General features: G+C 58.5%; 17 protein-coding genes. 9 read left to right on the plus strand and 8 right to left on the minus strand.

The features are described 5' to 3' along the window. The first annotated feature begins 16 nt into the window (after positions 1 to 16). The 4 genes from Q1A00_RS08355 to Q1A00_RS08370 all read left to right on the plus strand — a co-directional run bounded on the left by Q1A00_RS08355 (position 17) and on the right by Q1A00_RS08370 (position 3,805). Positions 17 to 676, plus strand: coding sequence for a uracil-DNA glycosylase (locus tag Q1A00_RS08355; protein ID WP_298402141.1), 660 nt, complete (start codon positions 17 to 19; stop codon positions 674 to 676). A gap of 186 nt (positions 677 to 862) precedes the next feature. Beyond that, positions 863 to 2,608, plus strand: a complete 1,746-nt coding sequence (locus tag Q1A00_RS08360; RefSeq protein WP_298402140.1) for an alpha-amylase family glycosyl hydrolase — start codon at positions 863 to 865, stop codon at positions 2,606 to 2,608. Continuing rightward, the gene (locus Q1A00_RS08365; protein WP_298402139.1) at positions 2,608 to 3,384 is read left to right on the plus strand and encodes a HipA family kinase; all 777 of its coding nucleotides are present in this window, start codon (positions 2,608 to 2,610) and stop codon (positions 3,382 to 3,384) included. Before Q1A00_RS08360 ends, Q1A00_RS08365 begins: the two co-directional genes overlap by 1 nt. Continuing rightward, on the plus strand, positions 3,365 to 3,805 hold the full coding sequence (locus Q1A00_RS08370) for a DUF3037 domain-containing protein (RefSeq protein ID WP_298402138.1): 441 nt from the start codon (positions 3,365 to 3,367) through the stop codon (positions 3,803 to 3,805). The genes Q1A00_RS08365 and Q1A00_RS08370 overlap by 20 nt, the downstream gene beginning before the upstream one ends. A 28-nt stretch (positions 3,806 to 3,833) precedes the next feature. Here the strand turns inward: Q1A00_RS08370 and Q1A00_RS08375 are convergent, their stop codons facing one another. The 4 genes from Q1A00_RS08375 to dnaX all read right to left on the minus strand — a co-directional run bounded on the left by Q1A00_RS08375 (position 3,834) and on the right by dnaX (position 7,454). Next, positions 3,834 to 4,205 (minus strand): hypothetical protein, encoded by a 372-nt coding sequence (locus Q1A00_RS08375; protein WP_298402137.1) that lies wholly within the window; start codon positions 4,203 to 4,205, stop codon positions 3,834 to 3,836. A 291-nt stretch (positions 4,206 to 4,496) separates the two neighbouring features. Beyond that, positions 4,497 to 5,114, minus strand: coding sequence for a recombination mediator RecR (recR, locus tag Q1A00_RS08380; protein WP_298402136.1), 618 nt, complete (start codon positions 5,112 to 5,114; stop codon positions 4,497 to 4,499). Between the two features lie 17 nt (positions 5,115 to 5,131). Continuing rightward, positions 5,132 to 5,434 (minus strand): YbaB/EbfC family nucleoid-associated protein, encoded by a 303-nt coding sequence (locus tag Q1A00_RS08385; RefSeq protein ID WP_298402135.1) that lies wholly within the window; start codon positions 5,432 to 5,434, stop codon positions 5,132 to 5,134. A gap of 256 nt (positions 5,435 to 5,690) precedes the next feature. Then, the gene (dnaX, locus tag Q1A00_RS08390; RefSeq protein WP_299756220.1) at positions 5,691 to 7,454 is read right to left on the minus strand and encodes a DNA polymerase III subunit gamma/tau; all 1,764 of its coding nucleotides are present in this window, start codon (positions 7,452 to 7,454) and stop codon (positions 5,691 to 5,693) included. A gap of 435 nt (positions 7,455 to 7,889) precedes the next feature. Here dnaX and Q1A00_RS08395 point away from each other — a divergent pair, with 435 nt between their 5' ends. Together Q1A00_RS08395 and Q1A00_RS08400 are read left to right on the plus strand one after the other, a co-directional pair. Continuing rightward, positions 7,890 to 8,555 (plus strand): hypothetical protein, encoded by a 666-nt coding sequence (locus Q1A00_RS08395; RefSeq protein ID WP_299756223.1) that lies wholly within the window; start codon positions 7,890 to 7,892, stop codon positions 8,553 to 8,555. Then, positions 8,555 to 10,180, plus strand: coding sequence for an AAA family ATPase (locus tag Q1A00_RS08400; protein WP_299643925.1), 1,626 nt, complete (start codon positions 8,555 to 8,557; stop codon positions 10,178 to 10,180). The genes Q1A00_RS08395 and Q1A00_RS08400 overlap by 1 nt, the downstream gene beginning before the upstream one ends. Positions 10,181 to 10,187: 7 nt before the next feature. Here the strand turns inward: Q1A00_RS08400 and Q1A00_RS08405 are convergent, their stop codons facing one another. Continuing rightward, positions 10,188 to 10,802 carry a hypothetical protein gene (locus tag Q1A00_RS08405; RefSeq protein WP_298402130.1) on the minus strand — a complete coding sequence of 205 codons (615 nt, stop codon included), beginning with the start codon at positions 10,800 to 10,802 and terminating at the stop codon, positions 10,188 to 10,190. 177 nt (positions 10,803 to 10,979) lie between these two features. Here Q1A00_RS08405 and Q1A00_RS08410 point away from each other — a divergent pair, with 177 nt between their 5' ends. The 3 genes from Q1A00_RS08410 to secA all read left to right on the plus strand — a co-directional run bounded on the left by Q1A00_RS08410 (position 10,980) and on the right by secA (position 17,404). Further along, the gene (locus Q1A00_RS08410; RefSeq protein ID WP_298402129.1) at positions 10,980 to 12,035 is read left to right on the plus strand and encodes an ATP-binding protein; all 1,056 of its coding nucleotides are present in this window, start codon (positions 10,980 to 10,982) and stop codon (positions 12,033 to 12,035) included. After that, complete coding sequence (locus Q1A00_RS08415; protein ID WP_298482906.1) at positions 11,995 to 14,220, plus strand: HD domain-containing phosphohydrolase; 2,226 nt, start codon at positions 11,995 to 11,997, stop codon at positions 14,218 to 14,220. Before Q1A00_RS08410 ends, Q1A00_RS08415 begins: the two co-directional genes overlap by 41 nt. A gap of 199 nt (positions 14,221 to 14,419) precedes the next feature. Further along, positions 14,420 to 17,404, plus strand: coding sequence for a preprotein translocase subunit SecA (secA, locus tag Q1A00_RS08420; protein ID WP_298402127.1), 2,985 nt, complete (start codon positions 14,420 to 14,422; stop codon positions 17,402 to 17,404). A 505-nt stretch (positions 17,405 to 17,909) separates the two neighbouring features. On the opposite strand, the gene Q1A00_RS08425 is transcribed toward secA, so the two are convergent. From Q1A00_RS08425 to zwf, 3 genes are read right to left on the minus strand one after another with little or no spacing between them, the layout of a single operon-like run. After that, positions 17,910 to 18,278, minus strand: coding sequence for a hypothetical protein (locus Q1A00_RS08425; RefSeq protein ID WP_298402126.1), 369 nt, complete (start codon positions 18,276 to 18,278; stop codon positions 17,910 to 17,912). A 56-nt stretch (positions 18,279 to 18,334) separates the two neighbouring features. Then, complete coding sequence (locus Q1A00_RS08430) at positions 18,335 to 19,474, minus strand: glucose-6-phosphate dehydrogenase assembly protein OpcA (RefSeq protein WP_299756230.1); 1,140 nt, start codon at positions 19,472 to 19,474, stop codon at positions 18,335 to 18,337. A 12-nt stretch (positions 19,475 to 19,486) separates the two neighbouring features. Continuing rightward, a complete protein-coding gene (gene zwf / locus Q1A00_RS08435) occupies positions 19,487 to 21,007 on the minus strand; it encodes a glucose-6-phosphate dehydrogenase (protein WP_299756232.1) in 1,521 nt (506 codons plus the stop codon). Positions 21,008 to 21,061: the final 54 nt, after the last annotated feature.

A 21,061-nucleotide genomic window follows, 5' to 3' on the forward strand; every position in this document is an offset into this window, starting at 1 on the left:
TGTACAAGGAGGGAAAGTGGAGCGTGACATCATTGCAGAATTGGTTGCAGATCTCGCGACACTGAAAGCACCGGCCAATACCGTCAATATGTATGCGTGGGAGGCGGACAACGATGAGCAACGGTGCGGTCATGCGATCAGGCGGGCGAATCTCGAATTAGCATTACGCTTAGCGTATGAACGCGGCCCTGATCTGATATTGATTGGCGAAGCCCCCGGCTATAACGGCGCGCGCCGCACGGGGGTGCCCTTTACTAGCGAACAGATATTACTCGATGGCGTTGATCCTCCCGGCCAGTTTGGCGCAGCACGCGGCTTCCGGTTGGCAACGAACGATGGGCGAATTTCACGGGAACAGACCGCGACGATCGTTTACCGTGAACTCGCGGCGCTTAACCGGTTTGCGGTGGGATGGAACGCCTTCCCGCTACACCCGCACCAAGCCGGTAAGCCGCAGAGCAACCGCACCCCGCGCCAGAGCGAGCTTGCGCTTGGTTTGCCATTGTTGGCCCGCGCCTGCGCGCTCTTCGCCGGCTGCCCGGTGGTAGCTATGGGGCGGATCGCGAGCCAAGCGTTGGCGCAGCTTGGGATTGCGCATTGTGCCGTGCGCCATCCGGCCCAAGGCGGCGCGCGTCAGTTTGCCGAGGGGTTGCGACACATTTGTGCTGCTAGGTAACGCAAAGACGTAAGGCCGCGAAGGGTTTTTGGAGAAGGTACAAGCGTACTTGGGAGCATTCCATCTCATCCCCTTTGCGCCTTTGCGTTACCATCCCCTTGCGCCTTTGCCTCCGTCACGCCTTCACAGTGAAAGATTTGCTATAATGCCGCTAGATGAAACTAATTGATGAGAAAATGGTTCTCTATGCACCGATTATTGTTCTTCTTGTTGGTCATAACTCTCTTCCCAGCGTGTAGTCTACCGGCAGCCACTCCGCCTTCTGACACACCCACCGTCGCGACCACGCCAACTAATGTGCGTCCACCCACGCCAACCCGTGACCCGCGGTTGCCCACCCTGCCGCCCCGCATTACCCCCGGCCCCACTGCAACGCCGTTCCCACTCCAAGCTGGCTGGTGGGACGGCGCAGTCTGTTACGAGGTATTTGTACGTTCGTTTTACGATAGTGATGGTGATGGAATTGGTGATATGAATGGGATCATCGCCAAGCTAGATTATCTGAACGACGGTGATCCGACAACAACGCGCGATTTGGGTGTCAACTGCATCTGGCTGATGCCGGTAGCCGAGGCAGCCAGCTATCACGGTTACGATACAATTGATTATTACACCGTCGAAAAAGACTACGGCACCAACGAAGATTTTAAGCGCTTGGTCGCAGAGGCCAATAAACGTGGAATCAAGATCATTATCGATCTCGTGCTAAACCATACCAGCACCCACCACCCGTGGTTCCAAGAGGCATTGCGCGACCCCAATTCGCCCTACCGCGACTGGTACCTCTGGTCGGCGATTGATCCCGGTTTTCGCGGCCCGTTCGGCAACAATGTCGTCTGGCACAAATCGCCGATTCGTGACGAATACTACTACGGCGTCTTCTGGGGCGGGATGCCTGATCTCAATTTTCGCAACCCGGCGGTGACTGCGGAAGCCTATAAGATTGCTCGCTTCTGGGTCGAAGAGATGGGTGTAGCCGGCTTCCGGCTCGACGCAATCAAGCATCTGATCGAGTACTCCACCCTGCAAGAAGACACTGACGAGACGTTTGCATGGCTGCGCGAGTTTCGCCGCTTCCTCGATCGCGAGCTGCCGGGCACATTCACGGTCGGTGAGGTATACAACGGCAACCCGCGCACCCTCGCGCCGTATTACCCTGACCAGCTTGACTACTATTTCGAGTTTGAAGTCGCCAAGCAGATCGTTGGTGCAGCCAATACCGGGCTGGCGCGGCTCTTTATGCAAGCCGCCCAAGACGCCTACACCAAACTGCCATACCAACGGTGGGCGCCATTCTTGACGAATCACGACCAAAACCGGGTCATGTCGGTACTCGGTAACGACGTTGCCAAGGCAAAGCTAGCGGCGCTGGCATTGTTGACCATGCCGGGATTACCGTTTATCTATTATGGGGAAGAGATCGGTATGCTCGGTGTCAAACCCGATGAGCGCATCCGCACGCCAATGCAATGGACGAAAGAGGAGTTTGGCGGCTTCACTAGCGGCTTCCCGTGGCAAATGCCGCAGCTCGATTACCCATCGAAAAATGTGATGCTGCAAGACGAAGACCCGGATTCGCTGCTCAATACGTACCGGCAACTGATCCACTTGCATATCAACACCCCTGCGTTAGCAACCGGCGACTTTATCCCGTTACAGGCCAAAGGCGACGACATTGCCGCCTACATCCGGCGCAGCGGTGATGATATAGTCATGGTGATCATCAATTTCGATGCCATTCCAACCGAGCCGTTCACGCTTTCGTTGAGCGAGAGCGACTTGCCGGATGGCACCTATCAGCTCGTGTCACTGTACGGCATGCCGCCGGCCCCGCCGGCGCCGTTGACCATTAGCAATGGCGCGATCGTTGAATACCAACCGTTCACCGAAATCCCGGCCCAGACGGGCTATATCTTGAAGGTGGAGCGTTAATGTTACGGAGAGTGACTGCCACCCGTTATGTTGCGCCGCTGCGCGAAGGCGGCTCGCTGCCGGCGATAGTTGAAGCTGACGACGACGGCTTATACGTGGTCAAGTTTCGCGGCGCGGGGCAGGGGCCAAAGGTGTTGGTCGCCGAACTGATTTGCGGCGAACTGGCCCGTGCGCTCGGCTTGCCGGCGCCGGAATTGGTGCTGATCGAGGTTGATCCGGCACTGGGGCGCAACGAACCCGACGGCGAAATACAGGATTTGGTGACCGCCAGCGCGGGGCTGAATCTGGCGGTTGACTTCTTGCCCGGCGCGCTAGCCTTCGATCCCGTTGCTACTCGCACCCTTGACCACGAATTAGCCTCGTTGATCGTCTGGTTTGATGCTTTTATCACCAACGTCGATCGGACACCGCGCAATACCAACTTGCTCTGGTGGCACCGGCGGCTGTTTCTGATCGACCACGGCGCGGCGTTGTATATGCATTACACGTGGCAAGATTATCGAAGCCGGGCGCGCGCGCCGTTCAGCCAGATCCGCGAACACGTACTGCTGCCAGCGGCAACCAAATTAGCGGCGGTTGACGAAGCGCTGGCGCGGCAGATTACCCGCGAACTGCTGTGGGAGATTGTGGCGAAGGTGCCGGATGAATGGCTCGCCGATCCGCGCTTCCCCTCGGTTGAAGCGCATCGGGCGGCGTATATCGAATACCTCAGTTTGCGTCTGGCAGCGCCGCGCGCATTCGTACAGGAGGCCATCGATGCCCGCGAGCGCCTTTGAGTATGCTCTGTTGCGGTTGGTGCCGCGCGTCGAGCGGGGCGAACAGATCAACATCGGAGTGGTGTTGCTCTGCCGGCAACAACGCTTTCTCGGCATGCGCGCGCAACTTGACGAGGGGCGGATTGCCGCGCTCTGGCCGAGTCTCGATCTTGAGCCGGTGCGCGAGCAATTAGCCGCCTTTGAGCTAGTCTGCGCCGGCGGCAGGGCGGCGGGGCCGATTGGGGAACTACCGATTTACGAGCGATTCCGCTGGCTCACAGCGACGCGCAGTACCATTATCCAGCCCTCAGCGGTGCATTGCGGGTTGTGCGAGCAAGCGCCGGCGACGCTTGACCACATCTACACCGAGATGGTGCTGGTGCCAAGCGACGTTATGGCGCAGCATCGCCACCAAGAGACGCAAAAAGAGATTGGCAACTAGGGTGGGAAGCAAAGGGTGCGCAATCGGTTCACAACTCGGTGCGCACCCGCTCGATCATGGCTTGGAGCGCAAACCGGGCCTTGCCCAGATTGGCAATCTCGCTGAGCACGCCGAGCACACCGTAATAGCCGGGTATAATCTGGGTCGCTACCATCAGCAGGGCATCGGTTTCGATCACTAGATCGCGCACATAACCAGCACCAATCCGGTCGGCAGCCGCCGTCGCCCGCGAGGTCAGTTCGGCCAATTCGAGTTCGGCCAGCTCGACATCAAGATCGAGTTCAACGGCAGCGGGATGGTAGGCTATCGCCACGCTGAGGCCATCAGTGCCAACGATGCCAGCAAATTGGGCGCCTTTAACGCCGGCGATCGTTTCGTTGAGAATCGTGGTGAGGTTCATGACATTGTTATTAGGTTATTGCGAAGCGGTTGCATAGAGCGGTCGTTTCATCGGTTGGACTATCGCTACGAGTGATTTCATCTGCTAGCGCGGGAAATTGATCCGCCGCCAGCGACTCGCAATGACATCGGTCACCGGTTGACCTTACGTGGGGGCGCAGCTCTCAAGCCATCACCGGTTTAGGCGCAAACCGTCCTCATCAGCGGAATTCGTCCCGTGCTTGCGGGGGATTGCTTCGCCGCCAGCGGCTCACAATGACATCGGTTACTGCTTCGCCACACCCCAATAGTCCTACAACTCCCGCCGGCCCTCAAGCGCCGAACCAAGCGTTTCGGGATCGGCCCATTCGAGATCGCCACCGGTAGGCAAACCACGGGCCGGGCGCGTCACCCGCACACCGAGCGGGGCCAGATCGCGCAACAGCAAGAAAGCGGTTGCTTCACCCTCGGTATTGGGATTGGTAGCGAGAATCACTTCGTTGACCGGCTCGCTGCGCACGCGGGCCACCAACTCATCAATCTTGAGATCCTCGCGATAGATGCCCTCAAGCGGAGCGATATGGCCGTGCAGGACGTGGTACAGACCACGATACGCGCCGGTGCGCTCGATCGCCAGCACATCGAGCGGCTCCTCGACCACGCAAATCTTGGTCTGATCGCGGCTGGGATCGCGACAGATCGGGCATAGCTCGCCAACCGTTATGTTGAAGCAGCGCCGGCAATACCCTACCTGCTCTTTGACATCGAGGATGGCCTGTGCCAGCGCCTGCGCTTGCTTCGGCTCAGCGCGCAGCAGGAAGAAGGTCAAGCGCGAGGCAGTCTTGGGGCCGATACCGGGCAGTTTGGCAAACTCTTCGATCAAGCGTGCAACCGGCGCGGCGATCACTGTTTGTTCTGGATGGACGGCCATACCTTCCCCGCAACGGCTTAGAACAACCCCTTGAGACCGCCGGTAAGCGGTTGCATTCGCTCTTCGGCCAACTGCTGCGCTTTGCGCGAAGCATCGTTAATAGCAACGAGCAACAGGTCTTGCAACATGTCAACATCATTCGGATCAACAACTTCTGGCGAAATCGTGATTGACTGCACCTCGCGGTGGCCATTCATCTTAACCGTAATCATACCACCGCCGGCAGTGCCCTCAACAATCGTAGCGGCCAATTCTTCCTGCACCTTCTGCATCTGGCGCTGCATTTGCTGAGCCATCTGCATCAGTTGGCGTTGATTCATAGCATTTGCTCCTTTCATAAGCGGGTGAAAAAGTTCAAGCTCGGATGTGGCGTGCAGCAGTTAAACTGCTACACGCCATGACTTTTATGCTACAACGACCGCATCACGACCCGTTGGCAAGGTTGGAATGCGGCAGTTTCACTGCTGCACTCTATACCTGTGTCGCACTCAGACAATCCAATCACAAAACGACACTGCGCAGAACGACACACTCCTTCTACACAGGGTACCATACTGCGTGCCGCTTGTACAGCAATCATTCTGGTTCGAGCGGCTCAATATCCACGATCTGGGCATCAAAGATGTTCAGGGCAGCGCGCACCAATTCGTCTTTGCGCGCCTCGCGGATCTTGCCACGGAGATCGGTAGGTTCGACCGATTTTCCTTCAATCGTGCAGCGGACAGCATAGACCTTGCCTAACCGGCGGCGCAGCACCTCTTCGATGATCGCCCGATTTTTCGGCTCTTCCAGCCGCTCTTTATGAAATGAAGACGACACCAGCAAGACAATAGTATTCCCTTCGACATCATAGGGGCGGGCGCTATTGAGCAACGCCTGCACGGTCGGACTGCGCGGGCGGACATCGCGCTTAAATTCTTCCCACGTTGCTTCGAGTTGTTCGAGCAAGGACAGCTCGGCATCAGCGGCGCGAGCGACTGCCGGATCAGCCGGCGGGCGAGCCTGTTGGGCCGCTACCCACGCTGCCGGCGGCGGAGGCGGCGGGTCGGCGACAGGTGCGGGCGCGGGCATAGCCGGTTCAGATGGCGGCGATGGTGCAACCGGCGGCGAATCGGCAGGGGCTCGTTGGCTGGCAACCGACGGGCGGGGCGGTTCAGCGGGCACAACTGGTTGCGAGCGGGGCGCGACAACTGGCGCTGCCGGCTGAGGCCGGGCCGGTTGCGGGCGCGGAGCCGCCGGTTGGGCCGCAGGGGCGGGAGCGAGCAACGCTTCAACCACGGCTACTTCGAGTGGCAGATGGCCGTAGGGCGTCGTGCGCAACTGGTAATCGAGATTGCTAAACAGCTTAACCCACTGCACGAGCGCTGTCATCTCGGCCTGCTGCGCCCATTGCGCCAACTGCGCCGCCTCATCGTCGCCGAGATCGAGCAACGTGCGATCGCCGGTAGCCTTAAGCAACATCACCGCGCGCAGCCGTTCCACCAGATCGCGAGCAAACTGGCGCAGATCGGCGCCCTGATTCGCCACCGCATTGACCGCGCGCAGCGCGGCGGTCAGGTCAGCGGCAAGCAAGGCTGCGATCAAGGCATCAACCTCGGCAGCGGCAGTCATACCGAGCAGACGTTGCACGTGGTGCAGCGTGATCGGCCCCTCGACGAACGAAGCCAACTGTTCGAGAATACCGAGTGCATCGCGCATACTGCCGGTCGCAGCACGAGCAATCGCTTCGGGAGCGCCATCGGCCAGCGCAATCCCCTCAGCGGCGGCAATCCGGCGCACGTGGGCCGCCATTGAGGTCACGCTATGGCGGACGAAGGTAAAGCGCTGGCAGCGCGACAAAATCGTCGCCGGCACCTTATGCACTTCAGTGGTGGCGAGAATAAACAGCGCATGATCAGGCGGTTCCTCAAGGGTCTTGAGTAACGCATTAAACGCCGCCGTCGAAAGCATGTGGGTCTCGTCAATAATATAGACCTTCATGCGAGCGACACTGGGACGAAACTGCACTCGCTCGATAATCTCGCGTGCATCCTCGACGCTCGTATGGGAAGCAGCATCCATTTCGATCACGTCAACGGCACGGCCTTCGGCAATCGTCGTACACATCTCGCACGTCCCGCATGGACGAGCGGCGGGATCGGGATGGAGACAGTTCACCGCCTTGGCCAACAAACGGGCCATGGTCGTCTTCCCAACACCGCGCGGCCCGGTAAACAGATAGGCATGGCCGACCCGGTCTTCGGCAATCGCATTGCGCAGCGTCTGCACCACATGCTCTTGCCCCACCAGTTCGGCAAAGGTTTGGGAACGCCATTTGCGGTAGAGTGATTGAACTGCCATTGTGGTTTCAGGTGTTGGTTACACAGCAAGATGTATTATACCAGAGGAGATAAGAGGTAAGGATGAAGGGGAGTGGTGAATGGCTAAGAGCGAGTTTGGAACTTGTCCTACCCTGTTAGGGGGTATGGGGCGAAATCAATTCCCTCCTTTGGAATGCGCGCGCTGTATCAGGAGGGTAGAATGAATTCCGCCCCCGCCATGCGCAGTACGCGATATATGCCCTCTCGCCCGCTGGAGAGCGCACCCCTCGCTCCAGCCCTCTCCCCGGAGGGGAGAGAAGGGAAGGAGACATTCTCTTTGTCAGTGCAAGGGCGCGCAGCGCCTGAACCAATCTCCTGCTCCACACAATGGAAATCAAACCAACGCAAACTGGCGACATAACCGGTGGTATAATCCCACATACCAGTACCATCTGCCTACGCCAGAGGATGGCCTATGCTCACCTACGAGCAATTGATTGCCCTGTTGATCGAAAGCCTCGAGCAACACCAGATCAACATTGTTCACACCCAAGAACTGCTTGACGTTCACACGTTGGGGCGCAGCCTGCACGTGACCTGTTTGCCACCGCATGCTGATAAAACCGGCGCATGGGCGCAACCGCCATTGCGCGCTGTGGTGAGCATCCACTGGCCGGCGGAGCTGACCATTGCCTCACTGCACGGCCAACCAATCATTGATGCGCTCAACCAGATTGTTGCCGAGCGGCTGCGCACGATGCAGCGCGCTAGTCCAATGGCATTTGATGTGACCTACTTCCTGCCACTGAGCGATGCCGAACAGCAGGCGGCGGATTTTGAGCATGCAACCGCCAAGATCCTCGATCTCTTTGCGCGCCGTGCTGACATCGAGGACAACTTCGAGATCAACGGCGTCCTCCGCTTAAGCAGTGAACAGGCGCCGACACTGGCGCAATTAACGGTAACCCGGCTCTTCCCGGTGGAACGATTGCAGGCTGAGGCGGTGGAAGAGGTGATTGCGGCTATGAGCGGCGAGCTGCGCGAGATACTTCCGCAGTTAGCAACAGTCCTTCCGCCAACGCCAAGCGATCCTGAGCCGGGGCTTGATCCACAGTTTTATTTGCGACCACCGACTGCCTGATGCCATTTTCGCCTTCCGCGCTGCAAGCTTTGCTGCAACCCGGCGTGAGCGAGCGCTGGCAAGCGGTGCAACGTTGGTTGCACCCCGAAATGCTGGCGTTGGCCAACCGTGCGTCTGAACGGGCGGCAACGCTCTTGCCCCGGCAATGGCCGTTGTACGAGTTGAGTTTTAAGGCGCGGCGCGCGATTGATCGCGGCAAGGGCCGGCGCGATCCGATCGAAGACTACTGGTTCGCTTTCGACCGACCACCGCGTGGGGCCGGCGTTATGCTGACGGTGAGCGGGGTTGAACGCACGGTCACGGTGGGTCTGCAACTATGGGGAGTGCGGCGACCGCAACTAGCCCGGCTGTGGCGCGAAGCGCGCCCGTTGTGGGAAGAGCTGATCGACCGGATCGGCACGGAAGGGCAGGCGCGGTTTGCCAGTCGCCGCCCGCCCGCGCCGGAAATGCGCTGGGTCGATCACTATCTGGCGCAACGGCAAGCCCAATACCTGTGGGCAGGCTTCGTCTATCCTTGGGACAATCTGCCGCCCGACGAGCGGCTGATCGATGATCTCTGCACATTGCTGCCGCTCAATGAAGCGTTGATGGAACTGGCCGAGATCGAGCTGGCGACAACCCCTACCTTGCGCGAGGCGCCAGAACGCTATCACACCGGATTGCCGCCATTCGCGCAGATCGCCGCTGCGATTCGCCGACGGGGGATGGTGATTGATGAACGTATTTTGGAAGCGTTCCATCTGGCGGTGCAAGCGCGGCCCCTCGTGATTCTGGCCGGGCCGAGCGGCAGCGGCAAGACGTGGCTCACCCGGTTGTACGCCGATGCGTTGATTGGAGCAGATGAAGGCCAAACAAACCCCATCTACCTGCTGGTAGCGGTGCAACCCGACTGGCACAGCGCCCGCGATCTGCTCGGCTACTACAACACGCTCACCGGTCTCTACCAGCCGACCGCATTTCTGCGCCACGTGCTCAAGGCCGCCGCCGACCCTGATCAGACCTACATCGTCTGCCTCGACGAAATGAATCTGGCCCGGCCCGAATACTATTTGGCGCCGATCCTCTCGGCGATGGAGACTGCCGAGGGGCTGATCGATCTCGGCACACCGCTGGCCGAAACGCCGCTGGCCAGCGGCGGGGTGGTGCGCAACCCATTGCGCTTGCCGGCCAACCTGCGCCTGATCGGTACCGTCAACGTCGATGAAAGCACCTTCCTGCTCAGCGACAAAGTGCTCGATCGGGCCAACCTGCTCGAACTAGGGAGCGTTGATCTCAACCGCTTCCGCGCCGTATATCAAGGCTCCATCGACGACCAGATTTGGCAGATGCTGGCAGCGATCCAGACCCACATGGCAGCGGCAGGCAAACCAGCGGGGTATCGGGCTTTGGGTGAAACGCTTCGATTCATCGAACAAGCCAGCAGCATGAGCGCCTTCGAGGCATTAGACATGCAGATGCTCCAGCGCCTCTTGCCACGCTTGCGCGGCGATGACACCCCACGCTTCCGACAGGCGCTGCGCGGGCTGCATGCGCTTTGTGAGGGAAGGCTCCTGCGCAGCGCAGCCCGGCTCGAACAGATGTTAGCCCGGCTTGATCGTGAAGGGTATACGGATTTTTATGGATGATCCGGCCTCACGCCACCCGCACCGCGGCGAGACAGCGCACCGGTGACGGGATGCTGCCCACCTGCTGCCATGTGCGCCCGCGATCGTCGCTGCGCCAAATCTGGCCGGTATCGGTACCGGCCCATACCACATCAATATGGTAGGTGCTCGGTGCAAATGCGCTGAGCGCACCTTGCCATGCACCGGTCACTTCCTGCCACGTCTTGCCGCCATCCTCGCTACGCATAACGCGCGTGCCATCAGCGACCGCTGCCAGCAACACCTCTTGTTTCCCTGACAACACCGCCAGCAAACGAACGTCTGGCAACCCCACATCGGCATTACGCCAGACCCCCATCCCCTGCACGGTTGCTACCGGCAAGCGATCACTGGCGAGAAAATGAAACAACGCCCGATCCTCGGCATCGGCCTCATACCACTGCCGGCCACCATCATCACTGCGCAAAAAGGCCTGCTTCGTTGCCACCACCAAACTCAGCGAATCGGCGGCAACCAATGCAATCACTTGTTCACCGGCTAATGATACATCAGGTAACAAGCGCCAACGGCCCGTGCCACCCGGATCGCTGAAGACGTACAGACCATTATCGGCACCAATATAAAGCACTCCAGCCTTTGCCATGCCGCCTCCTTCGCCATACTGTCACACTAGCGCAGGCTGCGCAACCACTCGCGATTGTAGCATAGCATCACGTAATCCAATGTGCTATGATAATTTAAGCTCTTCTCGTTAGAGCACATCCCCGTTCGATGACTCAACTTATACGTGCTTGCTGCACACGCATTGCAGGATGGGATTATGTCGCTCGCACATCTGCGCCATATTTGGCAGAGCGCCGATCCGGCGCTAAGTGCTCTGCGATTAGCGTTTTGGTACACGATTATCGGCGGAGCATGGATTGCCTTCTCTGACCGGATCCTCGCGTTTATTATCAGCGACATAGAGAGCTTGACCAGCTGGCAGACGGCCAAAGGCTGGTTATTTGTGTTAGTAATGGCCGGTTGGCTGGGATGGGAACGGTGGAACACGCTCAAGCAATCCCAACGTGTCAACGATGAATTACGCGCCCTCAATACCTCGCTCGAGCAACGCATTGCCGAACATACTGCGCCGTTGCAGGCTGCGAATGCCGAATTGAGCCAGATTAATCAAGAGCTTGAAACCTTTACCGCGATGATCTCGCACGACCTCAAAGCGCCGCTACGCGTCATTGAAGGCTATAGCCAACTCCTCTTGCGCTTTCATGCTCACCGGCTCGACGATGACGGCAAACAATGCCTGAACAGTATTCGCACTGCAACAACCCAAATAAACCAGCTTATTGACGATTTACTTGCCTATACCCACATTGAGCGCAAAGTGCTTGAATATGCTGAGATTAACCTTGAATCCATCATCGAAGAGATTTTGGCCGTTCACACTGATCAAATCGAGACCCGCGGCGTCACTGTCGAGCGGGATATTCGCTGTCCGGTGATGCGCGGCGACGAGATCGGCATCACTTTAGCGCTACGTAACCTGATCGACAACGCGCTAAAATTTACGGCCCCCATCCCTCAACCACGGCTGACAATTGGCACAGAAGCTGTAGGCGATGCAGTACGATTATGGGTCAAAGATAACGGGATCGGGTTTGACATGCGCCATCACGAGCGAATTTTTGCCATTTTTCAACGCTTGCACCCCCAAGATGCGTATCCCGGTTCCGGAGTTGGTTTAGCTATCGTGCAAAAAGCGATTGAACGCATGGGTGGCCGGGTCTGGGCCGAGAGCAGCCCCGGTGCCGGCGCAATTTTCTATTTGGAGATCCCAAATGCCACCGCATCACCTGCATTTGTTGCTAATAGAAGATAATCCCTTTGACGCCGATCTCTTCCGGCGCGCGATGCTGCTGCACGATGCTAAGATCAAGATCACGCACATCGATTCGTATCAAGCTGCATACGCCCATCTCAACAACCTCTCAACAACTGCGATAACCTATGACGGGGTGATTCTCGACTTACACCTCCGTGATGGCGATGGCCTCGATCTGCTCGCCTACATGAGGTCGCACCATCTGCCGCTGGCAGTGATTATCCTGACAGGCGGGGGCGGCGATCACATGGTGATTAGCGCACTGAAAGCCGGCGCCGATGATTATGTCATCAAGCGCGATGACTATCTCGACCGGATCGGCGCGATCATCGAACAGGCGTGCCAGCGTTTTCATTCCCAGCAAGCACGGCGCAGTCAGACGATTACCGTCACCTATATTGAATTCGGCGCGACCGACAGCGAAGCAACGATCCACTATCTGCAACGCATCGCCCCCCACCTGCACTGTGTGCCGATGCGCGGTCAGCGCGCGTTTTTACACAATTTGGCCCGAGGCCACTCTGCCGGTGATCTGGTGCTGATCGACTGCGCGCAACCACGCTTAGCAATGCTCGATCTGGTGAAAGAACTGCTCCAATTTCGCCGGCTCACTCAACCGATCATTGTGATGGCCCAGCCGGGCAACGAGGAGTTTCCCTTACAAGCATTACGGCTCGGTGTGGCCGATTACATCATCAAACGGGAAGGCTTTCTCAGCCAATTGCCAGTTGTGTTGGAAAACGCCCACTACCGCGCCCAACTCCACCAACAAAACGAGCGCCTCCGGCTGCAAGCTCAAGCCCTTAACGACGCCGCCAACGCGATTATGATCGCTGACCGCAACGGGATTATCGAATGGGTCAATCCGGCCTTCACCACACTTACCGGCTATGAAGCAGCCGAAGCCATCGGTCAGTCAACCCGCCTTTTGCGCTCAGGGAAGCAAGATCAGGCTTTTTACGCGGCGCTCTGGGATCAGATTTTGGCGGGGAAGCCATGGCATGGCCGTCTCATGAATCGTCGTAAAGACGGCAGCCTCTACCACGAAGAGATGACGATTACGCCGGTGGCGAATGAGGACGGCGTGATCAGCCACTTTATCGCGATCAAGCAAGATATTTCCGAACAAGTAGCCCGCGAACAGCGCCGCACTACTTTAGCGGCAATTGGGACAGCCCTACGCCGGGCGCAATCTTGGGCCGAATTGACGCCGATTTTACTTGGGCAAGTGTGCGAAGTGTTTCAAGCCGAAAGCATCGCGCTGTTACGGCCAGATGGCGAGCGGTTACACGTTGATCTTGCGCTGAGCAGTTTGGCGATACTCGCACAACAGCCGGACGTTCTGGCAATGCTGGCTGCTCAGTTCAGAAACGTCAACGGGCCGCTCAACGTCACGCGGTTGCTTCACGAAACCGAACAGACGGTCATCGGAGTACCACTGCAGGCCGCAAACCGCTTGGTTGGCATATTGGTGCTCAAGCGGGCCGCCCCGTTGAGTGAAGCCGAACTCGATTTGTTGAATGACATTGCTGAATTAGCTGCTAATGCTCTGCACCGCACCGATCTGTTCGATCAGTTACGTGCGGCGAATACCGAACTGCGCGCAGCCTACGATGCCACGATTGAAGGCTGGTCACACGCTCTCGATCTGCGTGACCGCGAGACGGAAGGTCATTCGCGCCGCGTGACCGAATTGACGGTGCGGATTGCTGCGCGCATGGGCTTCAGCGAGGAAGAGCTGCTGCACGTGCGCCGCGGCGCGCTGTTACACGACATCGGCAAGATGGGCATTCCCGACGCGATCTTGCTCAAGCCCGGCCCACTCAACGATGAAGAGTGGGCAATTATGCGCACCCATCCCACCCTCGCCGTTGAACTCTTACGTCCGATTGCCTTTCTCACGCCTGCGCTTGATATTCCGTGGTGCCACCACGAAAAATGGGACGGCACCGGTTACCCGCGCGGTCTGCGCGGTGAGGAGATTCCACTTGCTGCGCGTATCTTCGCGGTAGCCGATGTCTATGACGCTCTGACCAGCGACCGGCCCTACCGGACTGCGTGGTCGCGTGAACGGGCGCTAGCGTACATCCGTGAACAGGCTGGGAGCCACTTCGATCCACGGGTGGTCGCAGTATTTGAGCAGGTCATCGCCGAGATGGGTAGCAATGATATAATGAAATGAATAGAAGGAGTGGAGCAACAAGGTGCGTTACTTAGTGTACGCATACCCTCTACCCCTCTCAAACTCATCACCGCAAGAGGCGGCAATGATATAATGAGTTGGAGAAGTGGGGCGACGCAGTGCGTCGTCCGTACAATCCATTTTGTCCCCTGCTGAGCGCAAAGCGTCCGCATTCCGGCAGGATGATGAAGGAGTTGATATGTTGAATTTTCTCCGGCGGTTGCTGGGTGACAGCAACGAGAAAGAGATACGCCGGCTGCAGCCAATAGTGGAAGAGATTAACCAACTTGGCCCCGAATTCGCCAAGTTGAGCGACGCCGAGCTGCGTGCGAAGACTGATGAATTCCGCCAGCGTCTCGCCGATGGCGAGACGCTTGATGATATTTTGCCCGAAGCGTTTGCTACTGTGCGCGAAGCAGCGTCACGCACGATCGGGCTGCGCCACTATGATGTGCAGTTGATCGGCGGTATTGTGCTGCACCAAGGCAAGATCGCCGAGATGAAAACCGGCGAAGGTAAGACGTTGGTGGCTACTTTGCCGCTCTACCTCAACGCGCTCGAAGGCAAAGGCGCGCATCTGGTGACGGTTAACGACTATCTGGCCAAGGTCGGCGCAGGCTGGATGGGGCCGATTTACCACTTCCTCGGTCTCTCGGTCGGCTTTATCGCCCACGAACAGAGCGCGTTGTACGATCCCGATTATATCGATCCGAACGCCAACCCCGAAGATCAGCGGCTTGTCCATTGGCGACCATGCACCCGTCGCGAAGCCTATTTGGCCGACATCACCTACGGCACCAACAACGAGTTCGGCTTCGACTATCTGCGCGACAACATGGCGTATGAGAAGTCGCAGCTTGTGCAGCGCGAGCTACACTACGCCATCATTGACGAGGTTGACAACATCTTGATCGACGAAGCGCGCACGCCGTTGATCATCTCTGGCCCGGCGCAGAAATCGTCGGATCTCTACCGCCAGATGGCCCAACTCGTGCGCCAGTTGCGCCGCTCGACGGTGACGGCCAAGCAGGTGAAAGAGGAAGGGCTAGAACCGGACGGCGACTTTTTTGTCGATGAGCGCACCAAGAGCATCTACTTGAGCGAAAAGGGTATTGAGAAGCTCGAACGTTTGCTGCGCATCCCTGCCGGTGAGAGTCTGTTCGATCCTGAACATTATGAAAAGACTCACTACGTTGAGAATGCACTCAAAGCGCAATTCATCTATCAGCGCGACCGTGATTATATGGTGACCCCAAACGGTGAAGTGGTGATTATCGATGAATTCACCGGGCGCGCAATGCCGGGCCGGCGCTGGAGCGATGGCCTGCATCAGGCGATCGAGGCGAAGGAAGGGGTGGCGATCAAGAACGAGAACGTGACGCTGGCTACCATCACCTTCCAAAACTACTTCCGCATGTATAAGAAGCTGGCCGGGATGACCGGTACGGCCTATACCGAGCGGGAAGAGTTTGCCAAGATTTACAATCTCGATGTGGTGGTCATTCCGACGCACAAACCGATGATCCGCGAGGATCTGCCCGACCAGATATACGCCACCGAAGAGGCGAAATTCAACGCTGTGCTGCGCGAAGTGCAAGAAATGCACGAGATTGGCCGACCAGTGCTGATCGGTACCACGTCGGTCGAAACCTCCGAGCGGATCAGCGCCATGCTCAAGCAGGCCGGCATCCCGCACAATGTGCTCAACGCCAAACACCACGAACGTGAGGCGGCAATTGTAGCGCAGGCCGGGCGCAAGGGAGCAGTGACAGTCGCCACCAATATGGCTGGTCGCGGTACCGACATTCTGCTCGGTGGGAATCCTGATGGTTTAGTCGAAGAGTTTTTGCGCAAAGAGGGATTAACGCTTGAAACGGCCACTCCTGAACAGAAGCGAGCAGCGTGGGAGAAGGCCAAGGCGTTGACCGAGGCCGAAGGTGAGGAGGTGCGCAAGCTCGGCGGTCTACACGTGATCGGCACCGAGCGGCACGAAGCGCGCCGGATCGATAATCAGTTGCGCGGGCGCGCCGGTCGCCAAGGCGATCCCGGCTCATCCCGCTTCTTCCTCTCGCTCGAAGATGAATTACTGCGCCGGTTTGGGCCTGTGGATCGCATCAGAGGATTGATGGAGCGCTATGTCGGTTCAGATGTGCCACTGCAAGCCGGCTTGCTCGATCGCACGATCGAAGGCGCGCAGACTCGCGTCGAGGGCTACAACTTCGATGCCCGTAAGCACACCGTCGAGTTTGACGACGTGATGAACAAGCAGCGCCAGATTATCTACGCTGACCGCAAGGCCATCCTCGACGAAGCCGATATGCGCGAGCGGGTGCTCGATCTGATGGCCGAAGAGATCCAGCGCCAGATCGACGATCATCTGAGCGATGAACCCGATGAACTTGAGTTGACTGAAGTACTGCGCGCGTATCGCCGGATCAACCCGACCCTGCCGCCAACCGTCACCGCCGAGACGCTAAAGGGGCAGAAGAAAGAGCAGATTGAGCAATTCCTGCTCGACCATCTTGAGACGACTTATGCCGAGCGTGAGAAGGCAATTACCCCGGAAGTGATGCGCACAGTCGAACGGCGGGTGATGTTAGGTGCAATTGACCGCCAGTGGGTCGATTATCTGACCGCGATGGACGAGTTGCGGCAGAATATTCTCTTGCAGGCCTACGCGCAGAAAGACCCCTTGGTCGAATTTAAGCGCGAGTCGTTCCGCATGTTCGACGAACTAAAAGAGAACATCGCCCGCGACATTGTTTACAACGTCATCCCGGCGTCGTTCCAATACGAAGCCTATCTGCGCCAGATCGCTGAAGAGCAGGCCCGCCGCTTGGCAACGGCGCAGGTCGCTGGCGGCAGCAGCGAAGTCGAGCAGTCACACAAACCCCAACGCCGTTCAACGCCGCAGATCGGGCGCAACGATCCCTGCCCGTGCGGTAGTGGCAAGAAGTTCAAGCATTGCCACTTGGGTCGCGAGCACGAGCTGGCCAATCTGGGAAATGCAACGCCAGTGACACCACCTGCGCCAGCTAAGCCAGTGCGTCCGGCTAACCCAGCTATCGCCGAAGAGGCGGCCAAGATTAAGGCGGTAATTGATAGCGGCAAGCTGCCGCCAAACGGCCCCGCCACACAACGCGGGCGCAGTCCCCAAGCGGTACCGCGGGGGAAGAAGCGGTAAGATCACGCTTACAACCGATCCCCAGCCCCTCTCCCGCAACACGGGAGAGGGGCGTTTCTGTTTTCCGCTCGACGATGCCTCTCTCGCAACCAAGGCGGCTCCCCCTCTCCCGCCGTCAGGTGGAAGAGGGGGCCGGGGGGGTGAGGGCCAGTAGCCTGCGCAGCAGGCTTTGTCAACATAGTCCGGCCCTTCAGGGCCGGGCCGAAGCTGAACCAAATGCGCTGTCAACCCTGTAACCCCACGAGAGAAGGGGAATGTCCAACTCCCTTTCCCCGCAGGGGGAAGGCTAAAATGGGGGCATCACCACTCCCCGCTTGTCATTGCGAGCCGCAGCGGGGCAATACCGCACATTCCCCGCACGGCGAAGCAATCTTGGCCACCCCCGGGAGAGATGCACTCAGTCACTCTTCCCGTCCAAGCGAGAGATTGCTTCGGGCGCTGCCGCACTGTCGCAATGACAAGAGAACAAGGCCCTGCCCGATCACCGCAGGGCCTTGCCGCCCCGCTACATCGCCAAAAACGACAAATAAAAGATCAACAAAAAGATAAACGACACCACATTCGCAATCAGCGCCGCCATATAACTAGGGGCAGCCTTGCGTTTGCGGATCAGCATCAACACGAAACCCTCCACCAGCACCGCCACTACAAATGCCCCGACAATCACAAACAATGGGTTTTCTAACGCCAACAGCAATTGGCCCAGCAGCACAATCACCACTGATGACACAATACTGGCAACCACCACATCACCCAAAGCGCGAAAGAGCGGTTGCCATTTGATCTGCACCATCGCCTGCCATTCAATCAACAACATCAAGATAATGATGCCAACACCGAGCGGGCTAAGGAAGAGTTCTTGAAACGGAAACATCAGCGCGATCCTTGTCTGATCCATACGGTTGGTGAAGCATTATAGCGGATCTCCCGCTATGGCAACACCAAACGTCGCGCCAGCCCTCCAGCCACATGCAGCGCTGCGGCAAAGGTGCGGTCGCGGCTGAGCAGTCGTAGTTCGCTGCTGAGCAGGTCGGCCAGCGCTGGCCGATCAATCGTTGCCGTGCGCTCGATCGGATGCGCGCCAGCGATGGTGGCTCGCGTGCAAGCATGCCCGGCATCACTCGTCAATTTCACAACAAACTCCGCCTGCTGATTATCCACCGCCCGCAGTACCAACCGGGCCAGCCCCTCAACGCCGGCGAGATCGACGGGCCGAATTGCCACGCTCACCAGCCGGATAGCCGTCGGCCCCACGCCCACCGCTGGTCGTCGCAGGTAGATTTGGATGGTTTCGCCCTCAATCCCCACCGCATCTTCCAACGGCGTCCATTTCAAACAACTAGCCAACCAGCCGACAAAGAGCAGCGCTGCCACCGGATTCGGACGGTTGCCGGCGGCGTATTCGATTATGATCTCGTCGATCCGGTGCAAGTGCGGCAAAAAGGGGCGAGTATCAAAGAATTGGGCCGTCAATTCACGCCACGGAGTCAGGCGTGTCCACCCCAAATCACTCACCGCCGGCGCTCCGTTGGCTGTCTGTTCAAAAGCGGCCAACTCGGCCAATTCTCGCAACGGATCGGCAAAGGTGGTCGAATCGACGATGAGCCGGTCGCAGAGCCGGTAGAGCCGTTGTACCAACGGCTGGGCGAAGGGCTGCGGGCCGGGCGCCCACAGTACCACAGGCAAATCGGGCACCAGCAGCGGCAACACGAGGCTGGCCAGTTGTCCAGCGGGCGCGCCGCGGGCACTAATTGTCACTTGCTCACCACAGACCTGCGTGCGGCCAGCATTAGTCAGCGTGCAAAGCGCCTGTGCGTTTGCTTGCAACTCGGTCGCCGGGCCGGGCCGGTCAATCACAATCACGGTACGGTTGGGATGTTGCGCAGTGAGTGCCGGCGCCACCGCTAAGGCTTGTTCGGCCCAATCATCATCAGGCGCGCGCACAATCAGATTGAGCGTCAACGCCCGAATCACCGCTTGCCCGCCAGCGTCAGGATGCGTCGCTTGCTCTTGCCACATCTGGCGCAATTCGCGCTCGATCGCATTGATATCGATTGCCCCTTCGCTCATACCATCTCCGTCTTATAGTCGCCGCCACGACCGGCCATCGCGGGCGATATATTCATCGGCTGCCGCCGGCCCCCAACTGCCGGCTTCATAATTGGGGAACGGCTGCGGCGGGCCTTTAGCCCAAGCCTGCAAGACCGGCGTCAATAGCGCCCAACTAGTTTCAACTTCGTCACGGCGGGTAAAGAGGGTACCATCGCCCAGCATACAATCGAGCAACAGCCGCTCGTAGGCTTCTGGTGAAGTGACGCCAAACGATGCGCCGTAGCGAAAATCCATCGTCACTGGACGGATCTGGGACTGGCCGGGAGTTTTCGAGCTGAATTTGAGTGAAATCCCTTCATCAGGCTGGATCTTGATCGCCAAGACGTTCGGATCGAGGTCGTTGAGCGGCGTATCGGCAAAGATCATCGTCGGCGCCGCCTTGAACTGAATTGCAATCTCGCTCACCCGCCGCGGTAACCGTTTGCCGCTGCGTAGGTAGAATGGCACTCCGGCCCAGCGCCAATTGTCAATAAACAGCTTCAACGCCACGTAGGTCTCGGTTTGCGAAGTGGGCGATACTCCCTTCTCTTCGCGGTAGCCGCGCACCGGCAAGCCATTGGCACTGCCCGGCCCGTACTGGCCGCGCACCGTATCGTTGACCGACAACGGGCGCACCGCGCGCAACACCTTGACCTTCTCATCACGCACCGCATCGGCGTCGTAGAGCGACGGCGGTTCCATCGCTACCAGACACAGCAACTGCATCAAGTGGTTTTGGATCATGTCGCGCAGCGCGCCGGAGGTATCGTAATACCCTCCGCGATCCTCAACCCCGATGGTTTCGGCAACGGTAATCTGCACGTGATCGATGTGGCTCCGGTTCCAAATCGGCTCGAAGATGCCGTTAGCGAAGCGAAAGATCAAAATATTCTGCACCGTCTCTTTACCGAGATAGTGATCGATGCGGTAGACTTGATCTTCGCGAAAGACCGACAACACCTCGGTGTTAAGGGCCTGCGCGCTAGCGAGATCATGACCAAACGGCTTCTCGATGATAATGCGCGTCCATCCGTTCGAGTGAGCTAGGCCGTGGGCGCCAAGCTGGGCAACAATCGTGGGATAGGCTTTGGGCGGCGTCGCTAGATAGAAGACGCGATTGCCAGACGTGCCGCGTTCAGCGTCAATCACCGCCAGTCGCGCAGCCAAACTGGTGTAGGCATCAGCGTCGTCAAAGCTGCCGCGATGGTATTGAATCCCTTGGGCGAAGCTAGCCCATAATTCGGGATCAACCGGCCCTGAACGCGAATTAGCATTGACCGCCTCGCGCAGCAGATCGCGAAAATAATCGTCGCTCCAATCGCGGCGGGCGAAACCGACGACTGAAAAACCGCCGGGCAAGCGGCGCTCGCGGGCCAGATTGTAGAGTGCCGGCACCAATTTGCGGCTGGTCAAATCGCCGCTGGCGCCGAAAATGACCATCGTGCAAGGTTCGGGCGTGCGGCCAATGCGCAACCCGGCCCGCAGCGGATTATCCAAAACAGGCGTCGCCATGTGCTCGCTCCGTGCTTGATGTTTGACCTCAGAGATCGCAGAGGGCGAGAGATG

It is taken from the genome of uncultured Chloroflexus sp., from assembly GCF_938091255.1.
Taxonomy (GTDB): Bacteria; Chloroflexota; Chloroflexia; order Chloroflexales; family Chloroflexaceae; genus Chloroflexus.